General features: G+C 41.8%; 20 protein-coding genes and 1 riboswitch. Of the genes, 15 read left to right on the top strand and 5 right to left on the bottom strand.

The features are described from left to right. The first annotated feature begins 16 nt into the window (after positions 1–16). Positions 17–1,924, top strand: coding sequence for a beta-glucoside-specific PTS transporter subunit IIABC (locus MHB69_RS18510; RefSeq protein WP_342495837.1), 1,908 nt, complete (start codon positions 17–19; stop codon positions 1,922–1,924). Then, positions 1,896–3,314: a glycoside hydrolase family 1 protein gene (locus tag MHB69_RS18505; protein ID WP_217008652.1), complete on the top strand. Its 1,419-nt coding sequence runs from the start codon at positions 1,896–1,898 to the stop codon at positions 3,312–3,314. Before MHB69_RS18510 ends, MHB69_RS18505 begins: the two co-directional genes overlap by 29 nt. Positions 3,315–3,368: 54 nt before the next feature. On the opposite strand, the gene MHB69_RS18500 is transcribed toward MHB69_RS18505, so the two are convergent. Further along, a complete protein-coding gene (locus MHB69_RS18500; protein ID WP_034281370.1) occupies positions 3,369–4,493 on the bottom strand; it encodes a 5-methyltetrahydropteroyltriglutamate--homocysteine S-methyltransferase in 1,125 nt (374 codons plus the stop codon). Between the two features lie 88 nt (positions 4,494–4,581). Beyond that, positions 4,582–4,694, bottom strand: a riboswitch (SAM riboswitch). A 210-nt stretch (positions 4,695–4,904) separates the two neighbouring features. Here MHB69_RS18500 and MHB69_RS18495 point away from each other — a divergent pair. Further along, positions 4,905–5,582: a DUF3298 and DUF4163 domain-containing protein gene (locus MHB69_RS18495; protein ID WP_342495836.1), complete on the top strand. Its 678-nt coding sequence runs from the start codon at positions 4,905–4,907 to the stop codon at positions 5,580–5,582. 85 nt (positions 5,583–5,667) lie between these two features. Here MHB69_RS18495 and MHB69_RS18490 read toward each other — a convergent pair whose 3' ends face one another. Continuing rightward, positions 5,668–5,847 (bottom strand): hypothetical protein, encoded by a 180-nt coding sequence (locus MHB69_RS18490; protein WP_008345664.1) that lies wholly within the window; start codon positions 5,845–5,847, stop codon positions 5,668–5,670. Positions 5,848–6,136: 289 nt separating this feature from the next. Further along, positions 6,137–7,369, bottom strand: a complete 1,233-nt coding sequence (pepT, locus tag MHB69_RS18485; protein ID WP_342495835.1) for a peptidase T — start codon at positions 7,367–7,369, stop codon at positions 6,137–6,139. Between the two features lie 226 nt (positions 7,370–7,595). Between pepT and MHB69_RS18480 the strand changes: the two genes are divergently transcribed. The 5 genes from MHB69_RS18480 to MHB69_RS18460 all read left to right on the top strand — a co-directional run bounded on the left by MHB69_RS18480 (position 7,596) and on the right by MHB69_RS18460 (position 11,004). Continuing rightward, entirely contained in the window at positions 7,596–7,919 is a 324-nt protein-coding gene (locus MHB69_RS18480) for a WXG100 family type VII secretion target (protein WP_024427532.1), read from the top strand. Positions 7,920–7,923: 4 nt separating this feature from the next. Beyond that, positions 7,924–9,120: a glycine zipper domain-containing protein gene (locus MHB69_RS18475; RefSeq protein ID WP_024427531.1), complete on the top strand. Its 1,197-nt coding sequence runs from the start codon at positions 7,924–7,926 to the stop codon at positions 9,118–9,120. Between the two features lie 12 nt (positions 9,121–9,132). Next, a complete protein-coding gene (locus tag MHB69_RS18470) occupies positions 9,133–9,891 on the top strand; it encodes a hypothetical protein (protein ID WP_034281364.1) in 759 nt (252 codons plus the stop codon). 21 nt (positions 9,892–9,912) lie between these two features. Then, on the top strand, positions 9,913–10,440 hold the full coding sequence (locus MHB69_RS18465) for a YfjD family protein (protein ID WP_070326190.1): 528 nt from the start codon (positions 9,913–9,915) through the stop codon (positions 10,438–10,440). Between the two features lie 99 nt (positions 10,441–10,539). After that, complete coding sequence (locus tag MHB69_RS18460) at positions 10,540–11,004, top strand: helix-turn-helix transcriptional regulator (protein ID WP_024423909.1); 465 nt, start codon at positions 10,540–10,542, stop codon at positions 11,002–11,004. 54 nt (positions 11,005–11,058) lie between these two features. On the opposite strand, the gene MHB69_RS18455 is transcribed toward MHB69_RS18460, so the two are convergent. Further along, the gene (locus MHB69_RS18455; protein ID WP_065214960.1) at positions 11,059–11,406 is read right to left on the bottom strand and encodes a helix-turn-helix transcriptional regulator; all 348 of its coding nucleotides are present in this window, start codon (positions 11,404–11,406) and stop codon (positions 11,059–11,061) included. Between the two features lie 205 nt (positions 11,407–11,611). Here MHB69_RS18455 and MHB69_RS18450 point away from each other — a divergent pair, with 205 nt between their 5' ends. From MHB69_RS18450 to MHB69_RS18425, 6 genes are all read left to right on the top strand, one after another. Beyond that, complete coding sequence (locus MHB69_RS18450) at positions 11,612–12,601, top strand: asparaginase (RefSeq protein ID WP_024427527.1); 990 nt, start codon at positions 11,612–11,614, stop codon at positions 12,599–12,601. Positions 12,602–12,629: 28 nt separating this feature from the next. Further along, positions 12,630–14,051, top strand: a complete 1,422-nt coding sequence (gene aspA, locus MHB69_RS18445) for an aspartate ammonia-lyase (RefSeq protein WP_024423908.1) — start codon at positions 12,630–12,632, stop codon at positions 14,049–14,051. A 143-nt stretch (positions 14,052–14,194) separates the two neighbouring features. Further along, a complete protein-coding gene (gene nhaC / locus MHB69_RS18440) occupies positions 14,195–15,601 on the top strand; it encodes a Na+/H+ antiporter NhaC (RefSeq protein WP_034281362.1) in 1,407 nt (468 codons plus the stop codon). 296 nt (positions 15,602–15,897) lie between these two features. Then, complete coding sequence (locus MHB69_RS18435) at positions 15,898–16,323, top strand: DUF5082 family protein (RefSeq protein ID WP_024423906.1); 426 nt, start codon at positions 15,898–15,900, stop codon at positions 16,321–16,323. A 37-nt stretch (positions 16,324–16,360) separates the two neighbouring features. Continuing rightward, entirely contained in the window at positions 16,361–16,624 is a 264-nt protein-coding gene (locus MHB69_RS18430) for a YwqI/YxiC family protein (protein ID WP_034281361.1), read from the top strand. A gap of 289 nt (positions 16,625–16,913) precedes the next feature. After that, positions 16,914–17,339 carry a DUF5082 family protein gene (locus MHB69_RS18425; protein WP_065214959.1) on the top strand — a complete coding sequence of 142 codons (426 nt, stop codon included), beginning with the start codon at positions 16,914–16,916 and terminating at the stop codon, positions 17,337–17,339. 48 nt (positions 17,340–17,387) lie between these two features. Here the strand turns inward: MHB69_RS18425 and MHB69_RS18420 are convergent, their stop codons facing one another. Further along, positions 17,388–17,597: a hypothetical protein gene (locus MHB69_RS18420; protein ID WP_342495834.1), complete on the bottom strand. Its 210-nt coding sequence runs from the start codon at positions 17,595–17,597 to the stop codon at positions 17,388–17,390. A 136-nt stretch (positions 17,598–17,733) separates the two neighbouring features. Here MHB69_RS18420 and MHB69_RS18415 point away from each other — a divergent pair, with 136 nt between their 5' ends. Beyond that, a complete protein-coding gene (locus MHB69_RS18415) occupies positions 17,734–19,692 on the top strand; it encodes a BglG family transcription antiterminator (RefSeq protein WP_144496457.1) in 1,959 nt (652 codons plus the stop codon). Positions 19,693–19,723 lie beyond the last annotated feature (31 nt).

The following is a 19,723-nucleotide window of genomic DNA, read 5'->3' as shown; positions in this document are numbered from 1 at the left end:
ATTGGAGGGTAATACAATGAACCACAAACAAACAGCAAAAGAAGTGCTAGAACTTGTCGGCGGTGAAAAGAATGTTAAGCAAGTTACGCATTGTATGACAAGACTTCGCTTCAACTTATACGATGAAAGCAAGGCAGATAAAGAGAAGCTGCAATCAACAGATGGCGTCATGGGCGTGAATCAAAGCGGAGGCCAATATCATGTCATTATCGGCAATGATGTCTCAAATGTCTATCAAGCGATGATCGCTGACTCAGGTCTATCATCTGATGTAAAGTCAAGCGGTACAGAAGAAGCGTCAAAGCAAAATGTGATATCAAAGCTTTTCGATTTTATCTCTGGTGTCTTCACACCGATTCTTCCAGCCATCGCTGGGGCCGGTATGATCAAAGGGATTTTGGCACTGATGCTCACATTCCAGTGGATATCAGATAAAAGCAGTACGTATGCGATTTTAACAGCCATTGGAGATGGAGCCTTTTACTTCTTACCGATTCTGCTTGCTGTAAGCGTAGCCAAAAAAATTGGCACAAATCAGTATATCGCGGCTGCCATTGCAGCAGCAGCACTGCACCCGCAGTTAACCGCTTTACTGGGCGCGGGAAATACAGAATTTCTAGGCTTGCCAGTGGTTGCCGTTGTGTACTCTTCATCGGTGATTCCAATTCTACTCACCATCTGGCTTGGTTCATATGTTGAAAGATTCGCAGAAAAATATAGTCCGAAATCATTAAAGATCATCCTTGTTCCAACCGTCACACTTCTAGTCGTTGTACCAGTTATGCTCATCGCGGTTGGACCGCTTGGCGGGATTATCGGAAGTGGCCTTTCAGGTGGAATTGATTTATTGTTCAAACATGCAGGTCTTTTGGCCGGACTCTTGATCGGCGGCTTCATGTCACCATTGATCATTACGGGCATGCACTATGCACTGCTTCCAATCATGATCAACAACATTACGTTAAACGGTTTTGACTTCATTCTTCCAATGATGTTTGTAGCAAATATGGCACAAGCAGGCGCAGCATTCGGTGTCTTCTTAAGATCAAAAAACAAAACATTTAAATCATTGGCGATGTCTACAAGTATCACAGCATTAATGGGTATTACTGAACCTGCTATGTATGGTGTGAACATGCGATTGAAAAAACCGTTCCTTGCAGCCCTTATTGGTGCAGCAGCAGGCGGCGTGTTCATGTCAATCTTTAAAGTAAAATCATATGTGATATCTGGATCAGCAGGCCTTCCAGGTCTCCCAACATTCATTGGACCAACATTTGTCTACTCAATCATCGGCTTAGTAATCGCCTTTGTCGTAGCAACGATCATGACACTTGTTCTCGGATTCAAAGATGTACCAGTGAAAGATGATACAAAAGCAGACAAACCAGAAGAAAAGAAAGACACAGCAGCACTTCAAAATGAAGTGGTACAAAGCCCGCTTGAAGGTCAACTAAAGCCGCTCAATCAAGTAAATGATGCAACATTCTCTAATGAAATCATGGGTAAAGGTGCAGCCATTGTACCAACAGTTGGGCGTGTTGTAGCACCTTTCAACGGCAAGGTTGAAACCATTTTCCACACAAAACATGCCATTGGTTTGAAGAGTGAACAAGGTACAGAACTTCTCATTCATGTGGGGATTGACACGGTAAAACTTGACGGAAAGTATTTTACAAGTCATGTGCAGTCAGGTGATCTGATTCAAGCAGGAGATGTACTCATTGATTTTGATATCGAGGGCATTCAGCAAGAAGGCTATGATGTCACCACACCTGTAATTGTCACCAACACAAACGATTTTGCACAAGTTGATGCGAAAACAGATGGAACGATCACAGTGAAAGAGACACTGCTTACAGTCAGTGTAGAAGAAAAAGAGGAGGGTATTCAACATGAACAAGTTAGAAAAAACATTTCCTAAAGGTTTCTTATGGGGCGGCGCTGTTGCAGCCAACCAAGTTGAAGGCGCATATAATCAAGATGGAAAAGGCTTATCGACAGCTGATGTATCACCAAATGGTATTATGCACCCATTCGATGAATCAATGAAAGACCTTAACTTATATCATGATGCAATCGATTTCTACCATCGCTATAAAGAAGATATTGCACTCTTTGCAGAAATGGGATTCAAGTGCTTCAGATTATCCATTTCTTGGCCGCGTATTTTCCCAAATGGCGACGATGCGGAACCGAATGAAGCAGGCCTCGCTTTTTATGAAAAAGTATTTGATGAACTGCATAAGCATGGAATTGAGCCAGTTGTCACCATCTCTCACTATGAAATGCCGCTCGCACTTGTGAAAAACTACGGCGGATGGAGAAACCGTAAGCTTGTGGATCTTTATGAAACATACGCGAAAACATTGTTCACCCGCTTTAAAGACAAAGTAAAATATTGGATGACCTTCAATGAAATCAACGTTGTATTACATGCGCCTTTCACTGGCGGCGGACTTGTATTTGAAGAGGGTGATGACGAGAAAAGCATTCAATATCAAGCAGCGCATCACCAATTTGTTGCAAGTGCTTTGGCTGTCAAAGCAGGACACGAAATCATTCCTGATGCGAAAATCGGCTGTATGATTGCAGCGATGACAACTTATCCGTACAGCTCAAGACCAGAAGATATGTTTGCTGCAATTGAGCAAGACCGTAAAACATTGTTCTTCTCAGATGTACAGGCAAGAGGCTATTACCCAGGTTACATGAAACGTTATTTCCTTGAAAATGATATCAACATTGAGTTCCAAGACGGGGACGAAGACATTTTAAGAAACCATACAGTGGACTATATTGGCTTCAGTTATTATATGAGCTTTGTGACAAGTACAGATCCAGAGATTCTTGGACAAGTGACTGGCGGTAACTTATTTGAAGGTGTGAAAAACCCTTATCTAGAAGCAAGTGATTGGGGCTGGCAAATTGATCCGAAAGGACTTCGTACAACACTGAATCAGCTGTATGACCGTTACCAAAAGCCATTGTTTATCGTAGAAAATGGATTGGGTGCTGTCGATCAAGTAGAAGAAGACGGATCCATTCAAGACGATTACCGAATTGATTACCTCAGAAGCCACTTGCTAGAGGCGAGAGAAGCGATCGCAGACGGAGTTGACCTGATCGGTTATACAAGCTGGGGCCCAATTGACCTTGTCAGCGCATCAACGGCTGAAATGAAAAAACGCTACGGCTTCATTTATGTTGACCGTGATAATGAAGGAAACGGTACATTAGATAGAAAGAAAAAGAAAAGTTTCGATTGGTATAAACAAGTGATTGCGACGAATGGTGAACATTTGGATGCATAAAAGAAAAAGACAAACCGCCATACTGCGGTTTGTCTTTTTTTCTTCTCTGAGGGACTACGAAGTCCACACTTGATCTGCAATCTCAATCACATGACGCAGCTTTTCCCATTGCTGCTCTTCTGTTAACAGGTTGCCTTCCTCTGTTGAGGCGAATCCGCATTGTGGACTCAAACAAATTTGGTTAATGTCTACATATTGAGCCGCTTCCTCAATGCGTTTTTTAATCTGTTCAACTGGCTCAAGCTCTCCGTATTTTGAAGTGACAAGGCCTAGTACGATTTGAAGGTTTGGGTTCTTCACATATCGAAGGGGCTCAAATCCGCCAGAACGATCGTCGTCAAACTCTAAAAAGAGACCATCAAGATCTAAGCCGGCAAAAATTGTTTCTGCCGCTGCTTCGTAACCACCTTCAGCTGCCCATGTCGATTTAAAGTTACCTCGGCAAATATGCATGGTGATCACCAAATCCTCTGGGCGGTCGGCAACAGCTTCATTGATTGTCTTCGCAAACGATTCACGAAGTTCATCTTCTTCACGGCCAAAGGCTTTGATTTGTTCATGGCCTTTTTCAGAAAAGAACACTGCCCATGCCGTATCATCCAGCTGCAAGTAGCGGCAGCCTGCATCATAAAAAGCACGGATGGCTTTCTTATACGCTTGTGCCACATCATGGTGGAATTCCTCTAAGCTGTCATACACTCCTTCTTCAAGCTTTCCACGGAAAAAGAGCATATTCGGACTTGGAATCGTCATTTTAGCCGTATGATCACCAGCGATGCTGTGAAGGAAACGATAATCCTCCAGCATTGGATGATCTGTAAAATCGATCTTACCTGTTACCTTGATACCTCTAGCTTTTGTCGTTGTGTTATGGAATTGAATGCCTTGATCTGCTTCAAATCCTTCAACTCCATCGAGTCCTTCAAGAAAGTCAAAATGCCACCATGCACGTCTGAATTCACCATCTGTGACAACCTCTAACCCAATTTCTTTTTGCTTCTCTACAATACGTGTAATTTCTTCGTTTTCAATTTGTCGGAGCTGCTCTGCTGTCAGCGTACCGTCTGCTTTTTGCTTGCGTGCTTCCTTGATGCGCTCTGAACGAAGTAAACTTCCTACTTGATCTGCGCGGAATGGCGGTTTCGTTGTTTTCTTTCCAATGGTTTGTACTTGTGTCATGCTGAATCCCTTCTTTCCTCAGGTTAAAAAATCAAATAAAAAAGCTCTTCCTTAGATAAGGAAGAGCATCATATACTGTGAGAACTCTGCCTTATCTTCAAACAAGCATTTGCTTGCTTAAGGAATTAGCACCATTCTGTTCCTAGGAACAGCGGTTGCCGGGTTTCACAGGGCCAGTCCCTCCACCACTCTTAATAAGGTTACCTTTTGATTCAATTTTCTTAATAAACACAATTATTCAACCTTTTCGAGGAAAAGTCAATGGTTTTATCGTTTAATTTTCAAAATGAACAAATCAAGGGAAACAAACCCGATGTGGAAAAATGAAGAATAATATGGAAAAAATACTTCTTTTGGTTCTTTTGTCATGGTATACTCATTTGGTAATAGACAAAAATGGGGGTTTTTACTATGACAATGAAAAAAGGCCTAACGATCAGCCTGCTCATATTCTCACTGATTGTTTCCTTGTTTGCGCCAGTTGGATCTGCGGATGCCAAACAAGCAAAAAAGGCAAAAGTAAGCACACACTATTATAAAAAGAAAAAAACGTTCAAATATGCACAGGTGAAAAACCTCAGCAAGGCGCATATGAAAACCATCAATCGTGATTTAAAAGAAGATATTGCATTCTCTTATTCTACGTACTTGTTTTTAAAGGACGAAGCGAAAAAGGAAGGCTACGGGAAGGTCACGTATGAGAGAACGTATAAAACGAAATTTAACAATGGTAAGAAACTGAGTATCTTAAACTATGATTACATGTATAACGGTGGAGCGCACGGAGACACAATGGTTTCCAGCATGAACTATGTGTTAACAAAGGAAAAAACAAAGCAGCTGTTCTTGACAGACGTTGTGAAAACAAAGAAAAAGCGTACGAAAGTAAGAGATTATATTTATAACTACACAAAGAAACATAAAAGCAAATTCTACGCGAACCTGAAAAAAAGCGACATTGAAATCAACTACAACACGCAGTATTACTTCACGAAAAAGGGAATTGCTGTTGTCTTCCAGCCATATGAAATTTCACCTTATTATGTTGGAATTCCTATGATTCAAGTTCCTGCGAAGGTATATAAATAAAAAGAAAAACGACCACTGAATCTGGTCGTTTTTTGCTGTTTATGCAAACAAAAAAGAGCCCCTCATGAGGCTCTTTTATTTGGATTTATACTTGTTTAGGTGCATCGTTTAGTGGGTGACGGCGTTTTCCGTTGTAGTGGCGGCGCATACGAAAGATTTCAAACTCCGAAAGCTCTGCGCTTTTTCTTTTTTGGGTGCGGTTATCTTTTTTGAAAGAGAATAGTAAGTAGCAGCAAAGTGAAGCGATAATCAATAAAATCATCATATGACATTCCTCCAATTCATCCTATTCTTTAAGTGTAGACAGGGTGAGTGATGTTTATAACTGAAAATAAGCAGTAGAATCGGTTTAGTTCTTAAGGTTCATTCGATCTGCTATTTTAGGTCTAAAATACTGGTTGTTTTTAACTATTATATTTCCAGTTATTTCACTCGTCAAGAAGAATTTTTTCTGGGGTTGTCTCTATTAGTACGAATAAGTGTCATAAAAGTTTCAGAAAATTGTAAACTTTTATTAAAAAACCGTTCCCGAACAGGAACGGTTGTAAACATGTTTATGCTTTTTCTTCAAATAAACGGGCAATTTCAACGATAACTTCGGTTGCTTTCACCATGTTTTCAACGGAAATAAATTCATATTTACCGTGGAAGTTTTCACCGCCGGTAAAGATGTTTGGCGTTGGAAGACCTTTATATGAAAGCTGGGAGCCATCTGTGCCGCCGCGGATTGGTTCAATAACCGGTGTTACTGAGCGGTTTTCCATGGCTTCATGAGCAATGTCTACAATATGTTTTACCGGCTCAATTTTTTCTCTCATATTATAATATTGATCCTGAATGCTGAGGGTGATGCTGTTTTCTCCGTATGTGGCTTTTAAGTCATTTGCTATTTTTTCAAACAGGGCCTTGCGATTGTTGAATTTCTCTTTATCAAAATCACGGATAATATATTGCAGCTCAGCCTCTTCTACTTCTCCTACAAATTTCGTCAGGTGGAAAAAGCCTTCGTAGCCTTCTGTATACTCCGGAGATTCGTCAGAAGGAAGTTTGTTGTGAAAGAGCATCCCAATTTTCGCAGCGCTGACCATTTTGTCCTTTGCTGTTCCTGGGTGGACATTGTTTCCTTTAATGGATACTTTCGCGCCCGCTGCGTTGAAGCTTTCATATTGCAGCTCGCCAAGCGGTCCGCCGTCCATTGTGTACGCATAGGAAGCGCCAAAGGCATCAACATCAAACTTGTGCGGCCCTCTGCCAATCTCTTCATCTGGCGTAAAAGCGACACGGATTTTTCCATGCTTGATGTCTGGGTGTTCGATGAGGTAATGCATAGCGGTCATAATTTCTGCGATACCAGCTTTGTTATCTGCACCAAGCAGGGTTGTGCCATCTGTTGTGATCAGTGTATGTCCTTGGTACTTTTGTAAATTTGGAAACTGTTGTGGAGATAAAACGATATGTAGATCTTCATTTAAGGTAATGTCGCCGCCTTGATAGTTCTCATGAAGCTGCGGTTTTACATTTTTGCCGGTGAAGTCAGTGGCTGTGTCAATATGAGCCAGAAAGCCAATGGTCGGCACATCTTTGTCTGTGTTAGAAGGGATCGTTCCCATGACATAGCCGTTTTCATCCATTGTTACTTCTTGAATCCCAATGGATTTCATTTCTTCAACAAGCTGTCTCGCCAGATTCAATTGTCCTTCAGTAGATGGGCAGCTTTCCTTTTCTGCATCCGACTGCGTATCTACCTTCACATAACTTGTGAAACGCTGAATCATTTCCTCTTTCATCTATACGTCACTCCTTTTGTAGAATACGTCCATTTTATCACGTCTTGAATGCGCTTCATAACAAGAAAGGCTTTCTCTGGCAATTAGAGAGGAAAAAGGCCTACTTTCATTAGGTGATGTGCTGAATGGTTCTTTAGGGTGATTTTTTTGGGTGTCTTTTTATTTATAATGAGGACATATAAAATCATCCATTTGTACGTTAAATTGGGAGAAAGGGGTGCGAAAGTTGGATTCTAGTCAAACGCTGGCACTCGCTCAAAAGTTTCAGGAAGCGGCTGATGAGATTCGGCAGTCCAAGCAGCTGCTGGAAAATCGGCTGAAGGCAGTAGGATCAGGCTGGCAGGGAGAAGCAAGGGATAAATTTGATCAAAGCTTTGAAGAAACAACGGCACGCTATGATCAATTTGAAAAGGATTTGCTTGAAACAAGTCAGGAACTGCGGGATGCAGCGGTCAAAATTGAGGAGCGTAAAGCTGAAATTGCCAGAATGGAAGAGCTTGAGCGAAAGAGACGAGAAGAACGGAGAGAAAGAAACCGAGAAGGGAGATGATGTGATGGCACGTGACATTGTGGTTGATCCAGATCAGCTGACTGGGCTGGCGAATGATTTTGTAGGCGAGCTGTCAGCCATTGAAACGAAGCACCGCGATTTACATAGTGAACTGGACGGGCTGATTTTAGGCTGCGATCCTCGGTATAGAAGCTGTTTTTCTGGTGTCGGGGATGCATGGGGAGCAGGACAGGCATTAATCAGCAAATTGAGCAGTGATGATATTGCCATTCGTCATGCAACGGATAAAATGGTCGAAGCAGATGATATATTGCGGAAATTGTACAGTATTTATGATCAATATGGTACACTCACGAGCTTAGCTGGTATCGTGATGATGCAGGCGAAATATTACGGGCTTGGGATGACGACTTTCATTAAAGAGAATGGCCGATATGCAGCGCAGCATTCAAAGCTGCTGCTTGATCTGACCAGCCGGGTAGAAGGAACGAGATTTGACCGGTTAGCAAGGATTTGGCTGAGTAAAAAAGAATTATTAAAACGATCGAACTGGCCGATGGCTGACTTGGTTCATAAGAAATTCACAAAATTTTATCCTGACGATACAGTTGCGTTCACAAACAGTGTTCGTGATTTTACAAAAGGAAGTATTAATTGGAAGGACACGGCTGCTATTAAGTCTGTTCTGAAAAATGGTGCAAGATTTGCGAAAGGAAATGCCATCATTGCAACAGTTGTCACTGGTGCAACTGAGACGGTTGGCTGTGGATTGAAAATTGCCGAGAACTATGCAGAATTCGGCGATCAACCAGAAGTTCTTAAGCGTGAAAATGCAAAGGCTGTTGGAAATGCAGTGAACAATACGGTCTTTATCGCTGGCGGTTCTGTCGCAGGTGCCGTTGTCGGCGGTGCTCTTGGCAGCTTTGCAGGTCCGATTGGAACCGTGGTTGGCGGAGCCATTGGTTCAGCAGTAGGTGGATTTATTGGAGAAAAAGTCGCCAAGCTGACATCCGGTTTTGCTGAACAGATGGCAGTGAAATTAAAGGACCCGATTCATGCAGTCGTGGATAAAGGGAAAAAAGCATTCGAACTGGCGGGTCAAGGTGTGAAAGCAGTGAATGATACCATTGATCAGGCAAATCAGGTAATACATAAAGGGATAGAAAAAACAAAAGAAACCGCAGATTCGCTCATAAAGGGTGCAGGCGATTTCTTTAAGGGTGCATTTTCTTTTGGATAAGGAGAGATCAAGTTGGATCAGCTAAGTCTAAGTATTGAGGAACTCATCTTTAGTTTTTACAGTGAAGGCTATTTTGAACAAGGTATGTCCTTAAAGGAGGCTTATTATCCTGAAGTAGAGGACGAGCGCTTGGGGTTTTTATTTGAAATTGCGTGCCGCTCTTTGCTCGCAAAAGGTGTACTGGAATTTCGAAACAGACAATACCGTTATAAAACGGAATACCGTCATTTCATCCAGGCGATGAATGATGCCTCCCACACGATCAAGGCGTCTAGATTTGGAGATTTAGATGAAGAAGTCAGCACCTCTTTTCACACAACACAAGCGGGTGTATATGCGCATCATACGCTTTATGATCAACAAGTACATCAGATTCGCAAACTGGATGGCGATCAGCAGGCAGAGGAGCAAGTGACAGCCTTTTTCAACATACAGATGAATGATCACCCTGAACCTGTCATCAGCCTGCAGGCAGAGGAATTTGAAATGCTATTAGAACAAGCAAGCGAAGCGAAAAATGAGTGGCCATCCTTTCTGAATAAAGCGGAGAATCAAGAGCTCGTGAAGGCATTTGTTTCTGATGTACAGACGAGAAAAGGAAAGATGGACTCCCTCATGAAGGTCGTCTATGACAAAAATAATACGCCTGATGTGGAGTCCATGCTATTTGTGATTCCAGGTGAGAACCAATCGTGGCTTGTATCAGGAATAAAAGAAAATCAATTTCGCATTGAGACGGCTCATCGAGACGGGTTACGTTCTATATTCTAATGGAGAAAAGGAGAATGACACTTGAATCCAAGTGAAGTAATAGAAGTAAGGAGCAGACCTTTTTTAAGAGTATGGGCATTCTTAGCAACGGGCGGCTTCGGTATTATCGGTATTTGGTTATTTTCAGAAGCTCTTACATTTGAATCAAACTATACATTGTTTTTATTTTTAGGCGGACTATTAGGTATTGTCTATGGCTGGATCTCCTTTTTGATGATTTTGCCTGCTTTTACGAAGAGGGGAAATGTGATTTTTCACATTCAGCGCGGAGAGAATGGCGCTGTGCTGCACCGGGAGCGAATGATTCCTTTTCAAGATATTCAATCAATCGACATGCGCAGGCATCGTTACAGTATAAGAGGATTTCTTTTCATGGATGTGCTCATTCGGAAAGTAGATGGGAAATTGATCAAAATTCCGGCATACAGCATTTTAGATGAAGAAGTATTTGAGCAGACCGTCAAACAGGAGATCTATCCATATTTACATCAGACAGCCCAAGAAAATTGGAGACAGCAGCATGGCCAAGGAGAAGAGAAGACCGACTAAGCTGTTTTTGTCAGAATTCCATAGGATGAGACGCCACTTTTTCGAAGAAATCGTGTATGATGTCAGTAAAGACTGAACACTCGAAAGAGGTGATGAGAGATGGATAAAGAGATGGTAATCGACCTCGTCACAGAGCAAATGGCACGGATTCGAAAAGAAAAGGATTATACGCAGGATCGTATGGCGGAGGTACTTGGTCTATCGAAACGGCATCTACAGCAGGTTGAAAAAAACAGGCTGCGTCTCAACTGGACGCAATCCGCGGCCGTATGTGCATTATTCAGAGATAGTGACATTTTAAAAGGCACCCTGGGGGATGACCCGCTCGAGATTTTGGAAGTTGTGGCACATGATGAATTGCATCTATCAGTAGAGCGTACGATTGGCGGCAAGGTTTGGTGGAGGACGTCTGTCAAAAAAGGCACGTTTCGGCTTCAGCAAAATGTACTTAGTCAGCATTACCGCATCTTAGATGAGGAGAATTATCGCTATTATAGTTCGTTTAATAAAGAAGAAGCGAAGCGGCGGCTAGAGGAATTAAGCCAGCTGTCTTCTCCATATTGAGATTGGAAAAGGAAAGAGAGGCATCTGTTTATAAGGTGCCTCTCTTTTCTGTGTTTATACTTTTAGAGTGTTTTTCGCCCGAATAAAGGCAACAAGCTGTTTGATTTCTTCTTCATTTAGGGGAACGCCGTCTACATAAATGGTTCCTTCTTTTGCTTCCGTCAGTTCAATTTTGATATCAGAGATTTTGCGTTGTATCTCTGGCTCGTCCGTTCTACCAAGTAAAAAATCAATGGACGTATCATACAAATCAGCCAGCAGCTTAACTGCTTCAAGCGAAGGTCGTCGGTACCCAGATTCGTAACCGGCATAGGTGCTTTTGGCGATACCTAGGCGATCTGCCGTATGCTGGAGAGACCATTTTTTCTTTTTTCTAAGGGTGGTTAAACGATCGAGTATCATACATGAACGCTCCTTTATTTACAACAACAGTATATCATATTTTGACATAGAATGTACGCGTTATGCGTAACAATTTCTTGATTAATTCGCGTTATGTGACTATAATGGCAATGAAGGTACGCGTAAAGCGTATATTATAGAATAGCACAAGCTAGCTTATAATATGTGTGACAAACGAAGTAATTTTACGAAAGAGGTGGACCTGTTGAAGAAATTATTGCTTTTAACGACTGGTGGGACGATTGCATCTGTAGAGAGTGAAAATGGTTTAGCTCCAGGTGTTAAAGCTGAGGATCTTTTGAGCTATTTAAACGAAATTAATGCAGAATATACAATGGACACAAAGTCCCTAATGAGTATAGATAGTACAAATATGCAGCCTGAATACTGGGTTGATATCGCAACAGCCATTTATGAGAATTATGATCAGTATGACGGGTTTGTCGTTACTCACGGAACCGATACAATGGCCTATACATCAGCAGCGCTGTCTTATATGCTGCAAAATCCTGATAAGCCGATCGTGATTACAGGTTCACAAATTCCGATTACTTTTAAGAAAACAGATGCGAAGAAAAACATCACAGATGCGATTCGCTTTGCATGTGACGGTGTTGGCGGGGTGTATGTCGTGTTTGATGGCAGGGTCATCCAAGGCACACGTGCGATCAAACTAAGAACGAAAAGCTACGATGCATTTGAAAGCATTAACTACCCATATATTGCATCAATTGAAAACCATCAAATTGAATACAATAGCAAAGTAAAAAGAACACCAATGAAACCGCTTAAATTAGATGCATCCTTGAACACAGATGTGTGTCTGTTAAAATTGCACCCAGGCCTGAAGCCCGAGTTTTTAGATGCAGTCAAAAGCATGTACAAAGGGGTTGTCATTGAAAGCTACGGCAGCGGCGGAATTCCTTTCGAAGGAAGAAACCTTTTAGAAAAGATTAACGAATTGCTGGAAGAAGGCATTTCTGTTGTCATCACCACTCAGTGTCTTGAAGAAGGAGAAGACATGAGTGTGTATGAGGTAGGGCGCAAGATCAATCAAGAATTGGTGGCACGTTCAAGAAATATGAATACAGAAGCTATCGTGCCGAAACTGATGTGGGCACTAGGCAAAACAACAGATCCAAGAGAAGTCAAAAAGATTATGGAAACGCCAATCGCAGAAGATTTAGTGATTTAACTATTCTATAGAAAGCAGGTCATAAGAGATGGTTCAAGCAACTTATCGCTATGAGAAGGATTTTCTTGGTGAAAAAGAAATTCCAGCAGACGTGTATTATGGGGTTCAAACCCTTCGTGCAAAAGAGAATTTCCCGATTACAGGATATCGGATGCACGAGGAACTAATCAGAGCCTTTGCCATCGTGAAAAAAGCAGCAGCTCAAGCCAATATGGAAGTTGGACGTTTATATGAAGGAATTGGAAATGCCATCGTTCAAGCGTCTGATGAAGTCATTGAAGGCAAGCTGCACGAGTACTTTATTGTCGACCCAATTCAAGGCGGGGCAGGAACGTCCATGAATATGAATGCCAATGAAGTGATTGGAAACAGAGCACTAGAAATCATGGGACATCAAAAGGGAGAATACATCCATTTAAGCCCAAACACACATGTGAACATGTCGCAATCAACGAATGATTCATTCCCAACGGCGATCCACATTGCTGTGCTCAAGCAGTTAGATATTCTGCTTGAAACGATGCAAGTCATGCAGGACGTCTTTCAAAAGAAAGCGAAAGAATTCGATCATGTGATCAAAATGGGACGTACGCACCTTCAGGATGCTGTTCCAATCCGTTTGGGACAGGAATTTGAAGCTTACAGCCGCGTGCTGAGCCGTGATATTAAGCGGATCAACCAATCAAAACAGCATTTATATGAAGTCAATATGGGTGCAACAGCAGTTGGGACAGGCTTAAACGCAGATCCTCGTTATATTGAAATCGTGGTGAAGAAGCTCGCTGATATATCTGGTCTTCCTCTTGTAGGCGCAGAGCATCTCGTGGATGCAACGCAAAATACAGATGCTTACACAGAAGTATCCGCCGCTTTAAAAGTATGTATGATGAACATGTCTAAGATTGCCAATGACCTTCGCTTAATGGCATCTGGTCCGCGCGCAGGTCTTGCTGAAATCGCATTGCCAGCCCGCCAGCCTGGATCTTCCATCATGCCTGGGAAAGTCAATCCAGTCATGGCTGAGCTCATTAACCAAATCGCATTCCAGGTCATTGGGAACGACCACACGATCTGTCTTGCTTCTGAAGCAGGACAGCTTGAGTTAAATGTGATGGAGCCAGTTCTGGTCTTTAACTTGCTTCAATCTATTAGTATAATGAATAACGGATTCCGCTCATTCACAGATCATTGCTTAGCGGACATTGAAGCAAATGAAATACGTTTGAAAGAATATGTAGAAAAAAGTGCAGGCGTGATCACTGCCGTGAACCCTCACTTAGGCTATGAAGCAGCCGCTAGAATTGCAAGAGAAGCCATTTTAACAGGACAATCGATTAGAGATCTTTGCTTGCAGTACGATGTTTTAACGGAAGAAGAACTTGATATTATCTTAAATCCATTCGAGATGACAAAGCCTGGCATTGCAGGTGCAGAGCTCCTAGAGCGATAATAATATCAAAAATTTTATTTTATTAATATGTGGAATTGCCTGTGAAAAAGAGAAAAACAGGCAATTCACTTTCTTTCGAATTGACACACTTTTTTCACAATATTTTGAAAACGCTTAACGAACGCACAAAGGGAGGAAACACAATGAAATCACCACGTCTACCATCTATTTTAGAAGTCGTAGCTGTACTTGGCTTGTTTTTAGCGATTGTTTTATCTTTTACTCTTTACTTCAAATTAGATATTCAGTTAGCATTGTTTATCTCATGGTTTATGGTTATTGCTTTAGGTATTCGATTGGGGCATTCATACAAAGATCTTCAAAACGCCATTACAAAAGGGATATCGAATGGTCTAGAGGCTGTTTTGATTTTAATTGCTGTAGGTGCACTTGTTGGAACATGGATTGCCGGCGGAGTGGTACCCACATTAATTTATTATGGACTGGAATTTATTCATCCTAATATTTTCTTACTAGCTACACTGATTATCTGTTCCATTATGTCTGTTGCTACAGGAACATCATGGGGGACAGTTGGAACCGCAGGTATTGCCATGATAGCGATTGGTGAAGGTTTGGGAATTCCATTACCTATCGTGGCTGGTGCTGTTTTATCTGGAGCTTATTTTGGCGATAAGTTATCTCCTTTATCTGATAGTACTGTGCTTGCTTCCTCACTTTCAAAAGTGGACGTGCTCGCACATGTTAGAGCAATGATGGTCTTATCCATACCTGCATTTGTCATAACTGCTATTATGTTTACAATTACCGGGTTTATGTATGGCGGAAAAAATATTGATCAAGGAAAAGTAGAGTTTTTGAAACAAGCACTGCAAGATACATTCACGATTAATATTTGGATGATCATTCCGGCGCTTATTGTTGTGCTATTACTTGTCTTGAAAAAGCCTTCAATGCCTGTTATTGCGATTGGTGCGCTTCTTGGCGCAGTTTGGGCAATGGCATTCCAAGGAATGAATCCAGCCGATGCACTTGGTACAGCTTATAATGGTTTCTCTATTAATTCAGATGTAGAATTCTTAAATACATTGTTAAACCGCGGTGGTATCGTTAATATGTTAGGGTCTCTAGTGGTGATTATCCTGGGACTTGGCTTCGGTGGAGTACTTGAATATTTAGGCGTATTAAAAGTTATCGTCGCGACATTTGAGAAAAAATTACATAATGCAGGGAATGTAACGCTGTCTACACTCGTTGTTGCGTTCTTCGCCAATATCTTTGGCTGTGCGATGTATGTATCGTTAATCCTTACACCAAAAATTATGGAAAAGAGCTACGATAAATTAAAGTTAGACAGACGAGTTTTATCCAGAAACTCTGAGGTCGGTGGTACGCTTACGTCTGGTATGGTTCCATGGTCAGATAACGGTATTTACATGGCAGGAATTCTTGGCGTATCGACATTCTCTTATTTACCATTTATGTGGTTGAGCTTTGTCGCCATTGGTCTTGCGATCATTTACGGATATACGGGTAAATTCATTTGGTACGTGAAAGATCAACAAGAAAGAGAAGAATCGGCCTCATAAGCCGTTTGCAAAAGCCGCTCCTGAACGGGGGCGGCTTTGTTTGTCCTAGGACTGTGAGACTATATGTGGCTTATAGCAAACGAACAGGAATTTAGACCTCCAATAAAAGAGGTCGAAAGGGGTGGTATAAAGCAGAATGAAAGCATATTTATCCCATAAAAAGGGCATAAATCCCTATTCAAACATGAGTCTTTGAACCTTATAATAACAATATTGGAAAAAGTGCTATTCACCTTACGCTCGTTTAGAGGGACTCTAAGCAGCGTTTTTATTTTTGGACAGGAGGAGGAACCCATATGAGCTTATCGGATATGCTGTCTGCCCTTAACGGTGGCATTTCAAATAAAAAAGCAGAAATTGAAGAGAAAATTGCTCGACTCAAAAAGGCGAAAAGCAAGGTTGAACGTGAACAAGATGCGGCAGAAACAGATTTAAAGCAAATCAAGCAGCCAAAGCTTGGGACCTCTTGGAAAGGTGAGCGAAGCCAGGATTTCAAAACAGACCGAAATGAAGCACATGATGCGCTGCAAACAATCGTGAACGATCAATACCCACGCTACGTGAGCCGCATCGAATTCAAAATCAGTACATTAGAAGCAGAACAAGCTGCGTTATCCTTTGCCAGTTCCTTAGCTGGAGACGCTGCACGTCTTGCTGAAAAAGGAGAAGACGCAGTAGAGGACGCAAAACGCTTGATCTCAAAAGCATGGAGCAGCTTGTAAGAGAGCGTCATGCTGAACAAATCTGGAGGAAATCACAATGGGACAAATTAAGTTAAACTACCAAACAGTCATGGATAAACTAGATGAAGTCTCCCAAGCCGTAGAAGCTTTAGCGATGAAAAAAGCAGCAGATAAAGCGGGTGAAAACAGCCTTGAATTTGTAACTAAGTGGACGGCACGTGAAAGAGAAGTGAGCGAAATGGTCTCAAGCTTTAAAGAAGCCTTAATTAAAAATGTTCAGGATACACGTTCTAACGTGAAAACATTAAAAGAACAAGACGAAGCGATTGCTGCAAAATAATCAGCACACTCGCTTTTATTTATAGGTACATTTAACGCGGTGTATAATTATAGTCTTAAAGACTCATATTAAATTAGGGGTGTAAGACCTTGTATTATTCCGTTTTTCTTCCAAACGCGTCACTAAAAGGACACCTTTTCCCTATTTAAGGCTGAGGCTTTTCGCCTTATACTATACTTAATGAAAGCAAAACGATAGAAATGTCAGGATTGGAAAAATCATGTGATTCGTTGGTTTCCAAAGGCGCTCACGCCATGCTTTCGTATGAGGTCAGATAGAGGTGGATGACATGAGTTTATCCGAGATGCTGTACCATCTGCATATGGGAATTGAGAACAAACGTGCAGAATTTGACGAAATGATCTCTCGGTTAAAGACAGCCAAAAGCAATATTCAAACAGAACAAGATCTTGCCCAGTCAGATATCAAAGAAATCAAGAAGCCTGCACTAGATTCGTCATGGAAAGGCAAGAGAGGGATCGACTTTCATCGCCATCGGAAAGACGCTTACAGCGTGATGCATGACATCGTCAACAATGAATATGAAAAATATATAACAGAGATTGATCAAAAAATCTTACACTTTGAATTGAAAAAAATGGAGCTGGCCGTAGCCAGTAATTTTGCAGGAAGAGCTCAGGACGTGATGGAAAAGGGCGAGGATTTTGCAAAGGATGTTAAACATTTGATTGAACGGGGCTGGAAAGCTCTTTAAAACCATAAATGAAACAGCCGACTCATAAAAGGGCGGCTGTTTTTTTGTTTAATCACATCCACCACCGCCGCTGTCACCTGAAACACTCCCACAGGAGGCATCAGAAGCGTGATGGGTATACGAATCAGTATAAGTGCTTGTCGTTGAGCTATGATGTGCAGAACGGTTAGCAGATGCACGTTTATCCTTTGATGTGAACTGGTTGGCAATGATAGCTCCTAAAAAAACTAATATGATCACAAACATAAAAGTACCCATAATGCATCCCTCCTCTAGTTTCATATTCATACGAATGAGCCATATCAAGGTTCCCGATTTGAAAGAAATACTGGGCAAAGAGTTCTATTTTCGTTTATGATGATAGGCAAAAGTAAATGCCAAGGGAGGAGAGCCCATGCTAACTCTACGTCAGGAGGAGCTTTTGAAACGATTGATGCAAGCGGAGCAGGAACTGACAAGTGAAGAAATTGCCCGTGTGATCGGAGTCACATCACGAACTATTCGAACAGATATGAAAGCGCTTAAAAAGATCTTAGAAGAACATGGTGCCGCACTGCATATTAAACGCGGAGCAGGGTATACATTGAGCGTTGAAGATTATGGAGCATTTCGTACATTTTTGAAAACGTCACTGAGAGAAAGGAATGAGAAAAAGGAACCGTTCATTCCCAATCAGCCTGAGGACCGTGTGGCTTATCTATTGAAAAGGCTGCTTCTGTCAGAAGACTATATCAAATTAGAGGGGTTGGCAGAGGAATTATTTGTGAGTGAATCTACAGTGAAAAATGATTTGAAAGCTGTCAGGCACTTGTTTTCATTGCATGGACTTTCTATATCGCACCGGCCTAAATATGGACTGCGTCTGACAGGCGATGAAATGAAATTAAGATATTGTATGGCAGAGCATGTGTTTCAGCAGGAGCACGCGAACGCTGCACTGTTACCTGAAGAAACATATCAATTGATTCAGGACATCGTGCGTTCACGTACAAAAGCCACCGGACTTCATCTATCAGAAATCGGTTTAAGTAATTTAGTAACCCACATTGCTATCGCATGCAAACGAATTGAAGAAAAAAAGCTGGTCAAGATGCCAGAAGCGGAATTGAGAGAAATTCAAGTACAGCCAGTTTTTCAGGTAGCTCAACAAATGGCTGAAGATATTCGCCGCGTATTATCGATTGATTTTCCGCTATCAGAAATGGCGTACATCGCGATTCACTTAATGGGGGCAAAGATGATGGCATATGGAGAGGCTGGCCATACGCTATTTCATCTGCTGGACGAAGATCATTTTCGTTTCACTCACCAATTGCTTGCTTATGTAGAGGAGCACATGTCACTTGATATTCAGTTTGATAAGGAGCTGATCGTTGGTTTAAGTCTTCATTTGCGTTCAGCCATTCATCGTTTTAGATACGATATGAACATCCGAAATCCTTATTTACCAGACATTAAAAGGTATTATCCCATTGCGTTTGAGGCGGGTGTTTATATGGGGAGATGGCTGAAGGAAAAAGAGGGTGTTGAGATTCCTGAGGATGAAATCGGATATTTGGCACTTCATATTGGGGCTGCAATCGAGCGGACAAAATCACAGCATGTGAGAAAGACATGTCTTATTGTGTGTGCGACGGGTGTCGCCAGCAGTCAGCTTCTTCTTCATAAGCTCACGGCGGCTTTTAGCGGAAGGCTGGAGATCGCTGGAACTGCAAGTGTCGGGGAACTTCCTTCGTATGATTTGAGAAGCATTGATTTTATTATTAGTACCATTCCGCTTCAGAATACATTGCCGGTGCCAGTAATTGATGTACATACGATTCTAAGTGACGATGATATTGTACGGCTGAAACGATTTGTGAAGAATTCACAGGATACAGGAGTTTTGCGGTATGTGAGTCCGGCGCTGACATTTTTTCAGCAAGATCTCCAATCAAGGGAAGAGGTTCTTCAATTTTTCGTGAACGTGCTAAAGGAGCAGCATCGAATCCCAGACGAGTTTGAACAATTATTGCTAGAAAGAGAGCAGGTGTCACCCACATCTTTCGGTCATTTGGTTGCGATTCCTCATCCAATTAAGCCGGCAACAGATGATACATTTTGTGCGATCTGTACGTTGAAAAAGCCGGTGCTGTGGGGTGAAGATCGAGTACAAGTCGTATGCTTGTTAAGCATCCAGAAGACGTATCAAAAAGAATTACAGTCGCTTTATCAATTTCTTGTGCGGCTGACAGAACGGAAGGAAGTGGTGGAACAGCTCATCAAAGCCGCTTCATTTGAAGAACTGACAGCTGCGCTTCAAATATTGGAGCATCCAAATGAAAAAACGCGGCACCCATTTCCGCATCTGTGAGGAAAAAGATTAGATGTTAATGAAAGCGCTT

Source organism: Bacillus sp. FSL K6-0994 (assembly GCF_038630815.1).
GTDB lineage: Bacteria > Bacillota > Bacilli > Bacillales > Bacillaceae > Bacillus > Bacillus safensis.
The sequence above is the reverse complement of the archived record's forward strand: the minus strand, read 5'-3'. Positions and strand labels throughout refer to the sequence as shown.

Coding starts and splice junctions, on each gene's coding strand:
- MHB69_RS18510 (WP_342495837.1), top strand. CDS start 17: ATGAACCACAAACAAACAGCAAAAGAAGTGCTAGAACTTGTCGGCGGT.
- MHB69_RS18505 (WP_217008652.1), top strand. CDS start 1,896: ATGAACAAGTTAGAAAAAACATTTCCTAAAGGTTTCTTATGGGGCGGC.
- MHB69_RS18500 (WP_034281370.1), bottom strand. CDS start 4,493: ATGACACAAGTACAAACCATTGGAAAGAAAACAACGAAACCGCCATTC.
- MHB69_RS18495 (WP_342495836.1), top strand. CDS start 4,905: ATGACAATGAAAAAAGGCCTAACGATCAGCCTGCTCATATTCTCACTG.
- MHB69_RS18490 (WP_008345664.1), bottom strand. CDS start 5,847: ATGATGATTTTATTGATTATCGCTTCACTTTGCTGCTACTTACTATTC.
- pepT (WP_342495835.1), bottom strand. CDS start 7,369: ATGAAAGAGGAAATGATTCAGCGTTTCACAAGTTATGTGAAGGTAGAT.
- MHB69_RS18475 (WP_024427531.1), top strand. CDS start 7,924: ATGGCACGTGACATTGTGGTTGATCCAGATCAGCTGACTGGGCTGGCG.
- MHB69_RS18460 (WP_024423909.1), top strand. CDS start 10,540: ATGGATAAAGAGATGGTAATCGACCTCGTCACAGAGCAAATGGCACGG.
- MHB69_RS18455 (WP_065214960.1), bottom strand. CDS start 11,406: ATGATACTCGATCGTTTAACCACCCTTAGAAAAAAGAAAAAATGGTCT.
- aspA (WP_024423908.1), top strand. CDS start 12,630: ATGGTTCAAGCAACTTATCGCTATGAGAAGGATTTTCTTGGTGAAAAA.
- nhaC (WP_034281362.1), top strand. CDS start 14,195: ATGAAATCACCACGTCTACCATCTATTTTAGAAGTCGTAGCTGTACTT.
- MHB69_RS18435 (WP_024423906.1), top strand. CDS start 15,898: ATGAGCTTATCGGATATGCTGTCTGCCCTTAACGGTGGCATTTCAAAT.
- MHB69_RS18430 (WP_034281361.1), top strand. CDS start 16,361: ATGGGACAAATTAAGTTAAACTACCAAACAGTCATGGATAAACTAGAT.
- MHB69_RS18425 (WP_065214959.1), top strand. CDS start 16,914: ATGAGTTTATCCGAGATGCTGTACCATCTGCATATGGGAATTGAGAAC.
- MHB69_RS18420 (WP_342495834.1), bottom strand. CDS start 17,597: ATGGGTACTTTTATGTTTGTGATCATATTAGTTTTTTTAGGAGCTATC.
- MHB69_RS18415 (WP_144496457.1), top strand. CDS start 17,734: ATGCTAACTCTACGTCAGGAGGAGCTTTTGAAACGATTGATGCAAGCG.